Annotated in this window: 12 protein-coding genes and 1 pseudogene; 8 read left to right on the forward strand and 5 right to left on the reverse strand. The window is 63.3% G+C overall.

Annotated features, from left to right (window positions below; genetic code table 11):
* Positions 1–73 precede the first annotated feature (73 nt).
* The 4 genes from ACVWY3_RS15195 (at position 74) to ACVWY3_RS15210 (ending at position 4,035) form a co-directional block, all read left to right on the forward strand.
* Entirely contained in the window at positions 74–997 is a 924-nt protein-coding gene (locus tag ACVWY3_RS15195) for a BadF/BadG/BcrA/BcrD ATPase family protein (protein ID WP_456839171.1), read from the forward strand.
* Positions 998–1,016: 19 nt separating this feature from the next.
* Positions 1,017–1,961 carry an N-acetylmuramic acid 6-phosphate etherase gene (locus tag ACVWY3_RS15200; RefSeq protein WP_456839172.1) on the forward strand — a complete coding sequence of 315 codons (945 nt, stop codon included), beginning with the start codon at positions 1,017–1,019 and terminating at the stop codon, positions 1,959–1,961.
* A gap of 11 nt (positions 1,962–1,972) precedes the next feature.
* Positions 1,973–2,971, forward strand: a complete 999-nt coding sequence (locus ACVWY3_RS15205) for an SIS domain-containing protein (protein ID WP_456839173.1) — start codon at positions 1,973–1,975, stop codon at positions 2,969–2,971.
* 167 nt (positions 2,972–3,138) lie between these two features.
* On the forward strand, positions 3,139–4,035 hold the full coding sequence (locus ACVWY3_RS15210; RefSeq protein WP_456839174.1) for a LysR family transcriptional regulator: 897 nt from the start codon (positions 3,139–3,141) through the stop codon (positions 4,033–4,035).
* A 12-nt stretch (positions 4,036–4,047) separates the two neighbouring features.
* Here the strand turns inward: ACVWY3_RS15210 and ACVWY3_RS15215 are convergent, their stop codons facing one another.
* From ACVWY3_RS15215 to ACVWY3_RS15225, 3 genes are all read right to left on the reverse strand, one after another.
* Entirely contained in the window at positions 4,048–5,127 is a 1,080-nt protein-coding gene (locus tag ACVWY3_RS15215) for an isocitrate/isopropylmalate dehydrogenase family protein (RefSeq protein ID WP_456839175.1), read from the reverse strand.
* A gap of 140 nt (positions 5,128–5,267) precedes the next feature.
* Positions 5,268–6,749 (reverse strand): aldehyde dehydrogenase family protein, encoded by a 1,482-nt coding sequence (locus tag ACVWY3_RS15220; RefSeq protein WP_456839176.1) that lies wholly within the window; start codon positions 6,747–6,749, stop codon positions 5,268–5,270.
* A gap of 35 nt (positions 6,750–6,784) precedes the next feature.
* A complete protein-coding gene (locus ACVWY3_RS15225; RefSeq protein WP_456839177.1) occupies positions 6,785–7,687 on the reverse strand; it encodes an NAD(P)-dependent oxidoreductase in 903 nt (300 codons plus the stop codon).
* A 633-nt stretch (positions 7,688–8,320) separates the two neighbouring features.
* Between ACVWY3_RS15225 and ACVWY3_RS15230 the strand changes: the two are divergent.
* Positions 8,321–9,653: pseudogene (locus ACVWY3_RS15230) on the forward strand (MFS transporter).
* A 75-nt stretch (positions 9,654–9,728) separates the two neighbouring features.
* On the opposite strand, the gene ACVWY3_RS15235 reads toward ACVWY3_RS15230, so the two are convergent.
* The gene (locus ACVWY3_RS15235) at positions 9,729–10,241 is read right to left on the reverse strand and encodes an Lrp/AsnC family transcriptional regulator (protein ID WP_194469722.1); all 513 of its coding nucleotides are present in this window, start codon (positions 10,239–10,241) and stop codon (positions 9,729–9,731) included.
* Positions 10,242–10,337: 96 nt separating this feature from the next.
* On the reverse strand, positions 10,338–10,610 hold the full coding sequence (locus ACVWY3_RS15240) for a hypothetical protein (protein WP_456839178.1): 273 nt from the start codon (positions 10,608–10,610) through the stop codon (positions 10,338–10,340).
* Here ACVWY3_RS15240 and ACVWY3_RS15245 point away from each other — a divergent pair.
* Genes ACVWY3_RS15245 through ACVWY3_RS15255 form a run of 3 tightly spaced genes read left to right on the forward strand, consistent with a single transcriptional unit; the run spans position 10,610 to position 14,192 of the window.
* Entirely contained in the window at positions 10,610–11,899 is a 1,290-nt protein-coding gene (locus ACVWY3_RS15245; protein ID WP_456839179.1) for a thiamine pyrophosphate-dependent enzyme, read from the forward strand. The genes ACVWY3_RS15240 and ACVWY3_RS15245 overlap by 1 nt on opposite strands.
* A gap of 3 nt (positions 11,900–11,902) precedes the next feature.
* Entirely contained in the window at positions 11,903–12,916 is a 1,014-nt protein-coding gene (locus ACVWY3_RS15250) for an alpha-ketoacid dehydrogenase subunit beta (protein ID WP_456839180.1), read from the forward strand.
* A 1-nt stretch (position 12,917) separates the two neighbouring features.
* Positions 12,918–14,192, forward strand: a complete 1,275-nt coding sequence (locus ACVWY3_RS15255; protein WP_456839181.1) for a dihydrolipoamide acetyltransferase family protein — start codon at positions 12,918–12,920, stop codon at positions 14,190–14,192.
* The last annotated feature ends 4 nt before the right edge of the window (positions 14,193–14,196 follow it).

Consider the following 14,196-nt stretch of genomic DNA (forward strand, 5'->3'; position numbering starts at 1 on the left):
TCTTGCACAAGAGTTCGTATGTACGCCGGAGACCTTGTGCGGACCCCAAGCGGAACCTTCGCGTTAACTTTCCATGGGAACAAAAGGTACCACGTATCTCGGCATTGATGGCGGCGGAACCCGCTGCCGCGCCCGGATCGAGGACGGAAACGGCGGGGTACTCGGTGAAGCGAGCTCCGGGCCTGCCACGACACGGATTGGCGTCGACAAGGCCTGGCGGTCCATCATGGAGGCCACCGAGACGGCGGCCACACGGGCCGGGCTGAGCCGCGAGGATTTCGCCCGGATGCACGCCGGAATTGGCCTCGCCGGAATTGGCCGCCGGGGCGCCAAAGCGGCCCTCGGCGAGATCGCGCATCCCTTTGCGTCCGTCAACTTCATCAGCGACGGCCTCGCGGCCTGTCTTGGCGCCCATAGCGGCGCGGACGGGGCCATCGTCGTGGCCGGCACAGGCTCGGTGGGTGTCGGCCTGGTCGGCGGCCGCGAGGTCCGTCTCGCCGGTTACGGTTTTCCCGTGTCGGACGAAGGCAGCGGCGCCGACATCGGCCTGCAGGTTGTCCGGCTGGCGCTGCGGGCGGCAGATCGCCGCGGCGAGTTGACACCATTGCTTTCGGAGGTGCTGCGCGCATTCGATCATAATCCCTATCAGGCGGTGGCCTGGTCCGAACAGGCCAGAGCCACAGACTACGCCGCATTCGCACCGATCGTGATGCGGCACGCCAATCAGGGCGATCCGGTCGGCCGTCGCATTGTCGAGCGCGCGGCCGATGCCATTGGCGACCTGCTCGATCTATTCCTGGCGAGAGGAACCGAGCGGCTCTCGCTGGTCGGCGGGCTCGCGGATGCCATGACGCCGTGGCTGACGCCCGACCTGCGCGCCCGCCTGAGGCGTCCTGACGGCGACGCGGCGGCCGGCGCGTTACTGGTGGCGCGGGGGCGGCTTGAGCTACCGAGAATGGAATCCGAGCATGAGCCCGCTTCAAAGTTCCGCGTTTGATGGCGCATGGATCAACGATATGGCCACCGAAGAAGTCGATCCCCGCTTTGCCGATCTTGATGCATGGTCGCTGGCCTCGGCGATAGAGGCGATGTGGGAGGGCCAGCTTGCGGCCGTCGCTGCGCTTGGCCCTGCTCTCCCCGCGATCGCCGCGGCAACCGAAGCGGCCAAAGCGGCGTTAGGCGATCACGGTCGCCTTGTCTATGTCGGCGCCGGCACCTCGGGGCGTGTGGCCGTGCAGGACGGCGCCGAGCTGACGCCGACCTTCGCCTGGCCCAAAGAGCGCGTCCGCTTCGTCGTCGCCGGCGGAGACAGTGCCTTCGTGACCAGCATCGAGGGCGCCGAAGACGACATTGAAGATGCGGTCGCGCAGATCAATGCCGTGCGGGTCACAGCGCATGATGTGGTGATTGCGGTCGCCGCCAGCGGGACAACGCCGTTCACGGTCGCGGCGCTGCAGCAGGCAGGCTCCTGCGGTGCAGTGACGATCGGTGTAGCCAACAATCGCGGCACCGCACTGCTGGCATCGGCCAAGTTTCCTATCCTGATCGAGACTGGCCGCGAGCTGATCGCCGGCTCCACGCGAATGAAGGCGGGCACTGCGCAGAAGGTCGTGCTCAACCTGATCTCCTCGGGGATCATGCTGCGTCTTGGCCGGGTATATCGCGGCATGATGGTGAACATGCAGCCGAGCAATGCCAAGCTGAAGCGGCGCGCCGAGGCCATGGTGGCGCAAATCGCCGACTGCAATCCGTCGCACGCGGCGAGCTCGCTCGAGCAGGCCGAAGGCGACGTCAAGACGGCGGTCCTTCTGGCGCTTGGCGTCGACAGGGCTGATGCCGAGTCCATTCTGAAGGACTGCGACGGCAATCTCCGACGCGTGTTTGCCGAGCTCGCCAAGGATCTGGACCCGCATCCCAAGACACCGGCGGCACGCAAGCAAAGCGGAGCGGCTAAGTCGTGATGACATCCGCGATGGCGAGTGAAATCCTTGAAAGCGCTGATACTGTCGCGAAAATCGTGCGCAGCCGTCCCGCCACGCGCGACATCGCACAGCGAATTGAGACAGGTTCCGCCCCGCTATGCGTCGTGTGTGGCCGGGGAAGCTCCGGGCATGCCGGCGTTTTCCTGCGATACCTCGTCGAGACTCGGCTTCGCCTTCCAGTTTCGGCGAGTGCTCCCTCGGTGATCACGGCATTTCGCACGCCCTTGATGCTGCGCGATGCGCTGTTCATCGTGATCTCGCAATCCGGGCGCAGCCCGGATCTCGTCGCGGCGACAAGGTCGGCGCGCGCTTCCGGCGCCCGCACCATTGCCATCGTCAATACGATGTCGTCGCCGGTGGCTGAGGAAGCTGAGTTCGTCGTTCCAATCGAAGCCGGCCAGGAGCACTCAGTTGCGGCGACAAAGACCGTCATCGGCTCGATGGCCGCCAGTGCCGGATTGGTTGCCGAGCTGGCGCAAGATCGTGCGCTGCAGTCAGCCCTCGACCGGCTGCCCGAGCGCCTGCACCGTGCGCTGGCGCTCGACTGGTCCGAGATTGCCGATGATCTCGTCAAGGCGTCAGCCGTGTTTGTGGCAGCTCGGGGCCTGGCCCTGGGCTCGGCGAGGGAGATCGCGCTCAAGCTTTCGGAAATCCTGCGCCTGCCCTCCATCGGTTTGAGCGCCGCCGAGCTGCAGCATGGGCCACGGGCCGCGCTTTCGTCGCGCACGCCCGTTGTCATGATGCGCCTCATGGATGAAACTGCGGCCAGTGTGGACGCACTTGCAGAGGAGTTGCGTGAGCAGAAGGTCGCGCTGCATCTCTGCGGCGGATCGCATGGCTCGCTGCCCTGGCTGGCCGAGGATGACCCTGCCACCGACGCGATCACGATGCTCGTTCCGGCCTATCGGATGATCGAGCAGGCGGCACGCGCCCGCGGATTCGACCCGGATCGTCCCCCTCGCCTGAGCAAGATTACCGAGACGTTCTGACAGCTGACCGATCGCTGGCTGGAGACTAAAGCTGGAGCGCGGCCGCACCAGTTTCGCACCAGAAACAACTTCGTCAAGACGGCAGCCTGTTCCGACGGATATACATCCCGGTCGGGGCTGGGTTCGCCCCGCATTCGACCGTCGAATAAGCCCATCGAGGTAAGGACTTGCCGAACATCAATCTCAAGCTCCTCCACACCTTCCTCCTCGCCGCCGAGCACGAAAGTTTTCGAAAGGCTGCGGAAGAATCTAACCGATCTCCCTCTGCGGTCAGCATGCAGATTCGCGACCTGGAGGAGCAGATCGGCGTCCTCCTTTTTCGCAGAACGCCGCAGAAGGTGTTGCTCACGCCCGAGGGGCGGATCCTGTTTGAACAGGCCAAGCGAGCCCTCCAGGAAGTTCAATCTGGGCTGGATCTGCTGAGCGAGTCAGCGCAGTCCCGCAGCCGTCACATCCGTATGGCCTGCGTTCCGACGCTCGCGTCCGGATGGCTTCCGAACATTCTGGCAACATTCAAGGTGCGCTATCCAAGGAGCCAGGTCCAGCTCATGGAGCTCTCCACCGCGCCAATGCTTGAACTACTCAAGCGGCAGGATGTCGAGTTCGGTATTGGCCCACAAGTCCCCGACATGGGGGACTATGAGTTCGAACCGATGCTTGAGGATCCCCTTTTTGCCTGCGTACCGCCGGTGTTCGACGAGGGGCAAGCAAGCACAGGCTTCGCCGATCTGGTGGAAAAGCCTGTCATCCTGCTGTCGAAAACGACGGCGGTACGAGGATTGATCGACGAGACGCTTGAGAAGCTCGCTGTCCGGCTCGATGTTCAATTCGAAGTCCAGGCGGCCACGACGGCCGTGGCCCTGGCCGCGTCCGGCCTCGGCATCGCGATCGTGCCACGAGTTGCACTCGTGCAAGCCGGCGTGCAACGGTTTCGTGTGGTCCCGATCTCCGACCAAATCAAGCTTCGCCAAATCGGCTTGATCACCACACGCAGCTCCGTCAGGCGTCCCAACACTGAGCAGTTGATGGCTTTGATCCGATCGAGTTTTTCCCAGCTGCGCTAGACGCCCTCGCGCTCAGAGCAGCTTCAGAAGCGCATCGACGACCTGACTGGTCGTCGCATCGCCGCCGATGTCCCGTGTTCTCAGGGCAGCATCCTCCAACCCGGCGCGGACGGCAGCCTCGATCCTGTCCGCACCGAGGCGCAGCCGGTTGTCCCGATAGCGCTGATCGAGGCGTCTCAGCATCAGGATCGCAGCCAGGATCGTTCCATAGGGGTTGGCGAGCCCCTTCCCGGCGATGTCGGGTGCCGAGCCATGCGAAGCCTGGAAGAAGCCGATTCCATCACCGACTTCTTCCGACGGAGACATGCCCATGCCGCCAACCGTCGCGGCACCGAGATCGGAAATGATGTCACCGAACATGTTCTCAGTGACGATAACGTCGAAGTGTGATGGCTTGTTGACGAGGTGAACCGTCATCGCATCGACAAGGACGTGCTCGGCCTCGATGTCGGGATAGTCCTTGGCTACCTCGTCGAAGACGGCACGGAAGAACGCATAGGTCCGCAACACATTGGCCTTGTCGCAGCAGGTCACGCGACGCCGCCCGTCCTTGGGCGAACCGTTCCTCGTTCTGGCAAGCTCGAAGGCGAAGCGGACGATGCGTTCGACACCTTTCCTGGTCTGCACCAGCGTGTCGACGGCAACCTCTTCCCTCAGCAGCGCGCCGGCGCCGCGCGCAGCATAGAGCCCCTCGCTGTTCTCCCTGACGATAACGTAGTCGATGGCCCCCGGGTGCCCGAGCGGAGACGGAACGCCTTTGTAGAGCTTGATGGGGCGCACGTTGGCATAAAGATCGAGCTTGAAGCGAAGCGATAGCGTGAAATCCAGACCGGCTTCGGTCCCATCACGATGAACCACACCGGGGATTCCCGCCGCCCCATGAAGGATGGCATCTGCCGCACGGCAGCCCTCGAACGACTTTGCCGGGAACGATTCTCCCGTTTCAAGAAAATGCGTGGCGCCTGCTGGATACTCCTCGAACTGAAGCGTGCCGGCCTGGACGCTGGCTTGCAGCACCGCGAGCGCCGCACCCGCGACTTCGGGTCCGATGCCGTCTCCGTGCACGATGGCAATCTTGTAGTTGTCCTTCATGATACTCGCTCAGTGAGTTGAATATTCCGGATCATCACGTCATTTCAAACGTGGCGGCAAATGCGTCAGATCCCGCGTCGGCTCGCCACGTTGGATGGATGGGGAGTGTGTGGTCGCACCTGACCGCGAGCTCTGCTGGCTCAATCCAGCTTGATCCAGACCCCCTTCGTGTTTAGATATTCATCGAGCTGCTCGGTACCGCCCTCACGGCCATATCCGCTCATTTTGTAGCCGCCGAAGGGTAACGCAGGATCGATGGCGTGATAGGTGTTTACCCAGACGGACCCTGCGCGCAGGCTGCGTGAGACGATGTGGGCCTTGCTCACGTCGCGCGTGAAGACACCTGCCGCGAGCCCATATGGCGTCGCGTTGGCTCGTTCCACACCCTCGTCGAGCGTGTCGAACGGCAGGGCGGAGATCACCGGACCAAATATCTCATCGCGGGCAATCTGCATATCGTCGGAGACGCCTGCGAACACGGTCGGCTCGACGAAGTTACCTTTGGCGAGACTCCCCTCCCTCAAGCGCCGACCTCCGGTCACGACCTTGGCACCCTCGTCGCGCCCGCTTCGCAGGAAGCCTTCGACCTTATCGAGCTGTCGCTCGGACACGAGAGGGCCGATCTCCGTCGACGGATCGGCTCCGTCGCCGATCCTCAGCGCCGAAGCAAACTTCCCGAGTCGCTCGACCAGCTCATCGTGGATCGCCCTCTCGACGAACAAGCGGGAACCGGCGATGCAGATCTGGCCCGAATTGGCGAATGCTGCCATCGCAGCGATGGGGACGGCCTTGTCGAGGTCAGCATCGGCGCAGACGATGACGGGCGACTTTCCGCCAAGCTCGAGCGACACCCGCTTGAGGTTGCCGGCCGAGGCGCGAATGATCGCCTGGCCGGTGGCGGTGGACCCAGTGAAGACGATCTTGTCGACGGCCGAGTGTTCGGCGAGAGGCGCACCCGCCTCCTGTCCGGTGCCGGTCACCACGTTAACAACACCGGGCGGCACGCCTGCCTCGTTCATCAGGTGTGCGATCAGCAGCGGCGTCAGCGGTGCCTCTTCGGAAGGCTTGAGGACGATCGTGCAGCCAGTCGCGAGCGCAGGTCCGATCTTCCACACAGAAGCGGCCGTAGGCCCGTTCCAGGGGATGATGGCGCCGACGACACCGACGGGCTCCTTCCGCGTGAAGGAGACGATGTCGCCCGGAAGAGAATTGTCGATCGTCTGACCATGAATCGCGGTCGCCATGCCGGCGTAGTATCTGAGCATGCCGAGCACACGAAGCTTGTTGGCCCGTGTCCTGACGATCGGCATGCCCATGTCGGCCGTATCGGACTGGCTGATCTCCTCCCAATGCTTCTCGAAGAGGTCGGCGATGCGCAGGAGCAGCGCCTGCCGCTCGAACGGCTTGAAGCGGCTCCACGGTCCCCCGAAGGCGCGGCGGGCGGCGGTGACAGCCGCATCGATGTCGCCGGCATCTCCCCGCGGGACACGACCGATTACCTCGCCGGTCGCAGGATTTCGTGTCTCGAAGACTTTCCCCGAGCGGGCCTCGACCCACGCGCCATCGATGAACATCTTGCGAGTTCGGCCGTCCAAGGGAAATAGGATATCGGCTCTTGTCATTGGTTGGTATTCCCTGTCTCGATGTTGTTTTCTGCCTAGGCGGCCGGCTTTGCCTTCCGAAGAAGCCGCGTCAGGTCCGATATATAAGCCTGGCCGTGACCGTTCTCGACTACAGCCGCGATGGCGGCGCCGACTCCGTCGGCGATCGTTTTGGATGCGCCGGAATTGCTGGCCATCGCCTGGTAATAGGAGATATCCTTTAGCGCATTGTCGATAAAGAATGGAACGGTACTGACGTCACCCGTCACAAGCGCCGGTGCCATACGTTCGAGCGCAGCGCCGGCCCCGCCTCCCTTGGCGAGAACGTCGACGAAGGTGGCCGGATCGACACCCGCATCGGCGGCCTGCGCCGCAGCCTCACCGAGCAGTGCCATGAAGCCGATCGACACATAGTTGTGGAGCAGCTTGAGCCGATGGCCAAAGCTCGCCGGGCCCACATGCTCGACCCCTTCGGCAAAAGAGTCGAGGACCGCGCGGACACTCCGAAGGTCAGCTTCATTGCCACCAACTAGGAGGTTGAGCTTTCCTTCTTCCGCGTGCTTTGCGGTGCGTGTCATGGGCGCATCGAGAAAGCGTCCACCCGCCGCCTCGACCGCGGCGGCCATCCGCAACGTCGAGTCCGGCAGCGCCGTCGAGCAATCGACAATGATGGTGCCCTTACGGAGACCAGCCAGAACGCCCGCTTCGCCCGTTAGGATTGCTTCGACCTGAGGCGAACCCGTTACGCAGAGGATGATAATATCCGACGCGCTCGCGACCTCACTGGGCGTCCTGCAGGACGTGGCCCCGAGGCTGAGGAGATCGTCAACGGGCTGATTGCCCGGATGGTCGAGAAAGACCAGAGGAAAGCTGCCCCGCGCCAGGACATTCTTTGCGATTCCATGGCCCATCAGACCTACACCGACAATTCCGACTCTTAGCATAGTCATCTCGTTCATCGTTCATGCAAGCCTCTCGTGAATGGCGGCGTAGATGATCTGTTGCTCTATCGCCTGATCGCGTCGACGATCTTCGCGCGCTTGGCGACCACGATCCGATCCGACCGCGTCAGCAATTCTCGCAGGTAAGGGCGGATCACGACGCTAGCCGAGCCCGCATCCGCAGATGCTCCGCCCGGCTCATTTGGTCGGCGCAACGTTGCGGCACCGACCGTGGCGGCGCGACCGGATTTGAAGGTCGACGCGAAGCCGTGCTCTTGCGCTGGATAGGCCGCTTGCAACCATCGTTTCCTCGCCTGCGACAGGCTTCCTTTTTGATGGCGCAAGATGAGCGGCGTCGTCCGGTTCCATGCAAGGCGCTTTTTCTGACCTCCCGTTTGGTTTTTCTGATCTGCCGGCCTTTCCCCTGGGACCGGAAGAACCCACGGGTTACTTCCGTCGTGCCGAGGCACGTCGACGGTCCAACGAGGGGCCGCAGTGTTACTCGGACATCGGCCCGTGAGAAAAACTGACACCCCCTTCAGAATTACTGCGCTACGCCAGCATTGCTTCAGCACTCCGCCGAGAATTAGATCCACAAGTATCAATCATAACGAAGCCAAGTCGACTTGGCGGACAGACGGGGGAAGCGCGATGAGTCAGACCACCACATATGCCCGTGCGGCCGGCGCTGCCAAGTCGGCGATCGAGACCTCGACGATCCGCGCCATCTCCTGGCGCCTGATTCCGTTCCTGGTGCTGGCCTACTTCTTCTCCTACCTCGACCGCGTCAATCTCGGCTTCGCGGCGCTGACGATGAACGCGGACCTGAAGTTCACGCCGCTGATCTTCTCCTGGGGCGCCGGCATCTTCTTCATCGGCTATTTCATCTTCGAGGTGCCGAGCAATCTGGCGCTGGAGAAGTTCGGCGCCAGCCGGTGGATTGCGCGAATCATGGTGACTTGGGGCATCATCTCGGCGTTGATGGCGATGGTCGGCGGCGTCACCAGTTTCTACGTCCTGCGCTTCCTGCTTGGCGTCGCGGAGGCCGGCTTCTTCCCCGGCATCATCCTCTATCTCACCTATTGGTATCCCGCCGAATACCGCGCGCGCTTCCTCGCCGCCTTCGCCATCGCCGTCCCGGTCTCGACCGTGATCGGCGCGCCCATCTCCGGCCTGCTGCTCGGCCTCGACGGCATGATGGGCCTGAAGGGCTGGCAGTGGCTGTTCATTCTTGAAGGCATTCCCTCCGTGCTGCTGGGCATCGTCACCTGGTTCTATCTCACCGACAGGCCGGAGAAGGCGGACTGGCTCTCGGCCGAGCAGAAGGCCTGGCTCAAGGCGAAACTCGATGCGGAGATCGCGGCGAAGCAGGCCGTGAAGCATCTGACGCTCGGCGAAGCGCTGTCCTCGCCCAAGGTGATCACGCTGAGCCTGATCTATTTCGGCTTCGTCGGCGCGCTCTACGGCATGCAGTTCTGGCTGCCGCAGATCGTCAAGGCCGTTCGGCCTCACCAACGCGCAGACCGGCTTCGTGACGGCGATTCCCTATGTGTTCGGCACGATCGCGATGATCCTGTGGGCGCGGCATTCGGACGCCACGCGCGAGCGCGTGATGCATGTCGGCGCGCCCATGATCCTGATCGCCATCGCGCTCGGCATCTCCTCCTATCTCACCGATCCGGCCATGACGATGGTGGCATTGACCTTCGCCGCCATCGGTCTGTTCTGCGTCTTCGGCGTGTTCTGGACCCTGCCGACCGCCTGGCTTTCCGGTACGGCCGCGGCCGGGGCCATCGCCCTGATCAATTCGATCGGCAATCTCGCCGGCTTCGGCGGCCCGTATCTGATCGGCTGGGTCAAGGAAGCGACGGGGCAGACCTCGACGGGTCTCCTGGTGCTTGCCGTGCTCCCGCTGATCGCCGGCATCCTGGCCTTCGTCGGCGGCCACGAGAGCAAGCACGAGTTCGCCGAAATGGGGCGATAAGCTTTCCGTTCGGCGGATTCCTGCTAAAGGGACGGACCGCAACCCGATCGCCATAGGAGCCGCAGCCCGCGCCCGCTATACCTGCACTGAAGTCAACTTCTTCAGGCAGCGCAGCGCAAAAGATGACCGGCTGTGGCGGATGCCCGGGATGCGATAGAGCTTCTCACGCAAGAAGCGTTCATAGCCGGCGGTGCTTTCGACCGCGACTTTCACGACGTAATCGTAATCGCCGGTGGTGAGATAGGCTTCGATCACCTCCGGCAAGTTCGTGAGCAGTTGGCCGAAACGCTCGAGCATCTCCTCGTCGTGCCGATCGAGCGTCAGTTCGATGATGACTGTTTCAGGCAGGCCGAGCTTGTCCTGATTGAGCAGCGCGACGTAGCCATCGATATAGCCCTGGGTCTCCAAGCGCTTCAGCCTGTTCCAGCATGGTGTGGTGGAGAGTCCAACGCGGTCGGCGAGTTGCGCCGTGGTCAGGCGCGCATCTTGCTGCAGGGCGCGCAGGATCTTGCGATCGATCTCGTCAAGCCGAAGCGCATCCTTGCGCGGAGCCTTGGCCAGCCCTGTGGCACGTCCGACTAGCGCCATACCGAGAACTCCATTCTGGTCTCACGTCACATTTATAGAACAACTATACTGCCATTCCAAGCTGCACCCAGATTAAAGGAACAACAATCCTGACTTTTACCAGTACGATATGCTGACCAAAGCGAGACAGATGCGGTGTTTTTTCTCGAACTTCAGACCAGCGATATGCACGCCGCACTCGGCCGCCTGCTCGACCAGACTCGCGTCGCGGGGCTTCGGCTGGCTGCGGTCAGTGCGCGCGCAGGCGCGAGCGAATGCCGCATCTCGGCTTCCATAGACATCGATGACCGCGATATCGTCGACCGGCTCGCTCGCCGTGTTGGCGCGTTGTTCTGCATCGATGCGATCGAAGTGAGAGGTGAATGCCAATGCCCGACCCCAGCCTCACACATGACGCCGTGATCCCGCAACGCGAAGCCGCTCGATCCCGGGAGTCTACGCCGTTGAAGCTGCACGTACCGGAACCAGCGGTACGCCCCGGCGGCACCCCCGATTTCTCGAACATCCGCATCCCACGCGCAGGTCAGGTCGATCGTCCCCCCGTCGACGTGGACGCCGAGGCCATACGTGACCTCGCGTTTTCCGTCATCCGCGTGCTCAACCGCGATGGCGAGGCGGTCGGTCCGTGGGCGGGCGCGCTCTCGGACAGCGAGTTGCTCGAGGGCTTACGCCACATGATGACGCTCCGCGCATTCGACGCGCGCATGCAGCTGGCGCAGCGTCAGGGCAAGACGTCGTTCTATATGCAGCATATGGGCGAAGAAGCCGTGAGCTGCGCCTTCCGCAAGGCGCTCCTTCCGGGCGACATGAATTTTCCGACGTACCGGCAGGCGGGGCTATTGATCGCCGGCGGTTATTCGCTGGTGGAGATGGCCTGTCAGATCTACTCCAACACGCACGATCCGCTGAAGGGACGCCAACTCCCGGTGATGTATTCCTCCCGGGAGCATGGTTTCTTCTCGATCTCCGGCAATCTCGCCACCCAGTACATCCAGGCGGTCGGCTGGGCGATGGCATCCGCGATCAAGAACGATACCAAGATCGCGGTTGCCTGGATCGGCGATGGGGCAACTGCCGAATCCGACTTCCATGCCGCCCTCGTGTTCGCCTCGACCTACCGCGCGCCGGTCGTGCTCAACATCGTCAACAATCAATGGGCGATCTCAACGTTCCAGGGCATCGCGCGTGGCGGCTCCGGCACGTTCGCAGCGCGCGGTCTCGGCTTCGGCATTCCGGCGCTGCGCGTCGACGGCAACGATTACCTTGCGGTTCATGCGGCCGCAAAATGGGCTTGCGAGCGCGCACGCCGCAACCTGGGCCCGACCCTGATCGAACATGTTACCTACCGCGTCGGCGCCCACTCCACCTCCGACGACCCGACAGGTTATCGGCCGAAGACGGAATCCGACGCATGGCCGCTGGGAGATCCCGTGATCCGGCTGAAGAACCACCTGATCGTTCGCGGCGCCTGGTCGGAGGAGCGGCACAAGCAGACGGAGGCCGAGATACTCGACACCGTAATCTCGGCGCAGAAGGAGGCCGAAAGCTACGGCACGCTGCATTCCCCACAGCATGCGTCGGCGCGCGAGATGTTCGAGGGCGTGTTCGCCGAGATGCCGCCGCATCTTCGCCGGCAACGCCAGGAAGCTGGAGTCTGAGCGATGCCGCGCAAAACCATGATCGAGGCGATCCGCGAGGCCATGGACGTGATGATGTCGCGCGATGACAATGTCGTCGTGTTCGGCGAGGACGTCGGCTATTTCGGCGGCGTATTCCGGGCAACCCAGGGCCTGCAGGCAAAATACGGAACGAGCCGCTGCTTCGATACCCCGATCAGCGAACTCGGCATCGTCGGCATCGCGGTGGGAATGGCGGCTTACGGATTGAAGCCTTGCGTCGAGATCCAGTTCGCTGACTACATGTATCCGGCCTACGACCAGATTGTCTCGGAGGCTGCGCGGCTGCGCTACCGCTCCAACGGCCAGTTCACCTGCCCGCTTGTGGTTCGCATGCCGACCGGCGGCGGCATCTTTGGCGGGCAAACGCACAGCCAGAGTCCGGAAGCGCTGTTCACCCATGTCTGCGGTATCAAGACCGTCGTGCCGTCGAACCCGCGCGACGCCAAGGGTCTGCTGATCTCGGCCATCGAGGATCCCGATCCCGTGATTTTCCTCGAGCCCAAGCGTCTCTATAACGGCCCGTTCGATGGCCATCATGACCGGCCGGTGACGCCGTGGTCAAAGCACGATCTCGGCGAGGTCGATGACGGACATTTTGCGATTCCGTTCGGCAGCGCCGCGATCCGCAGACAAGGCAAGGCGGTCACCATTCTTGCCTACGGTACGATGGTTCATGTCGCCGAGACCGCCGCGACCGAGACCGGCATCGATGCCGAGATCATCGATCTTCGCTCGCTGCTGCCGCTCGATCTGGATACCATCGAAGTGTCGGTCAAGAAGACTGGACGCTGTGTGATCGTGCACGAGGCAACGCTCACATCTGGCTTCGGTGCCGAGCTCTGCGCGTTGGTTCAGACCCGATGCTTCTATCATCTTGAAGCTCCCATCTTGCGCGTCGCCGGCTGGGATACGCCCTACCCGCACGCGCAGGAATGGGATTACTTCCCGGGCCCGGCGCGGCTTGGCCGCGCGCTGGTCGAAACACTGGAGGCCTGAGATGGCCGAGCGCGTGGTCAGGCTGCCCGATGTCGGCGAAGGCATTGCGGAAGCCGAACTGGTGGAATGGCATGTGAAGGTCGGCGATGTCGTTCGTGAGGACGCCGTGCTCGGCGCCGTCATGACCGACAAGGCGACCGTCGAAATCCCCTCGCCGGCTGACGGACGCGTCACCTGGCTTGCCGGCAATGTGGGCGACCTTCTCGCCATCGGCTCGGACTTCGTTCGCCTGGAGGTGGACGGCACGGGCGAGCGGACGCCGGAGGCAGCGAAACAGGCATTGCCCGCGGCAAGCGCCGCGGCCAAGAGGGCGGATTACGGCGCAAGCGCCCCGCGCGCCCCGGCGAGTGCACCGCCCGATGTACCGAGATCGCAGCCCTCGGCTTCGCCACTCCAGCACGCGGCCGAACGGCCCTTGGCCGCTCCTGCCGTCCGGCTCCGAGCGCGCGAAGCCGGCGTCGACTTGCGGCATATCCGCGGCACTGGTCCGGCTGGGCGGATCACTCACGACGATCTCGACGCGGTGCTGGCGCGCGCCCGCAGTGGAGCGACAGCGACGCCGCATCTGGCCCAAACCGCGGTCACTGACATCAAGATTGTCGGCTTGCGGCGCAAGATCGCCGAGAAGATGTCGATTGCGAGCTCACGCATTCCGCACATCACCTATGTCGAGGAGATCGACGTCACTGCGCTCGAAGATTTGCGCGCGAAGGTCAACGGCCGCAAGCAGCCGGGCAAGCCCAAACTGACATTGTTACCGTTCCTGATGCGGGCCACGGTGCGCGCGATCGCCGAGATGCCGCAGCTCAACGCCCATTTCGACGATGAGGCTGGGATCGTACACCAGCACGCCGGGGTTCATATCGGGATCGCCACCCAGACCCCGGGCGGTCTGATGGTCCCAGTCGTCAGGCACGCCGAAGCGCGCGACCTCTGGGATTGCGCCAGTGAAGTCGTTCGACTCGCCGATGCGGCCCGAAACGGCGGCGCCACCCGCGACGAACTCACCGGCTCGACCATCACCATCACATCGCTCGGCGCCTTGGGCGGGCTAGCCACGACGCCCATCATCAATCACCCGGAGGTCGCGATCGTCGGCATCAACCGGATCGCCATCCGCCCGCACTGGGACGGCACCGCCTTCGTGCCGCGCCAGATGATGAATATGTCCTCTAGCTTCGATCATCGCGTGATCGACGGCTTTGATGCCGCGCAATTCATCCAACGCATCAAGCTGCTGTTGGAAACGCCGGCCATGATCTTCATTGATTCATAGAACG

The organism is Bradyrhizobium sp. USDA 4486 (assembly GCF_054057995.1).

Coding starts and splice junctions, on each gene's coding strand:
- ACVWY3_RS15195 (WP_456839171.1), top strand. CDS start 74: ATGGGAACAAAAGGTACCACGTATCTCGGCATTGATGGCGGCGGAACC.
- ACVWY3_RS15200 (WP_456839172.1), top strand. CDS start 1,017: ATGGCCACCGAAGAAGTCGATCCCCGCTTTGCCGATCTTGATGCATGG.
- ACVWY3_RS15205 (WP_456839173.1), top strand. CDS start 1,973: ATGGCGAGTGAAATCCTTGAAAGCGCTGATACTGTCGCGAAAATCGTG.
- ACVWY3_RS15215 (WP_456839175.1), bottom strand. CDS start 5,127: ATGAAGGACAACTACAAGATTGCCATCGTGCACGGAGACGGCATCGGA.
- ACVWY3_RS15220 (WP_456839176.1), bottom strand. CDS start 6,749: ATGACAAGAGCCGATATCCTATTTCCCTTGGACGGCCGAACTCGCAAG.
- ACVWY3_RS15225 (WP_456839177.1), bottom strand. CDS start 7,687: ATGAACGAGATGACTATGCTAAGAGTCGGAATTGTCGGTGTAGGTCTG.
- ACVWY3_RS15235 (WP_194469722.1), bottom strand. CDS start 10,241: ATGGCGCTAGTCGGACGTGCCACAGGGCTGGCCAAGGCTCCGCGCAAG.
- ACVWY3_RS15245 (WP_456839179.1), top strand. CDS start 10,610: ATGCCCGACCCCAGCCTCACACATGACGCCGTGATCCCGCAACGCGAA.
- ACVWY3_RS15250 (WP_456839180.1), top strand. CDS start 11,903: ATGCCGCGCAAAACCATGATCGAGGCGATCCGCGAGGCCATGGACGTG.
- ACVWY3_RS15255 (WP_456839181.1), top strand. CDS start 12,918: ATGGCCGAGCGCGTGGTCAGGCTGCCCGATGTCGGCGAAGGCATTGCG.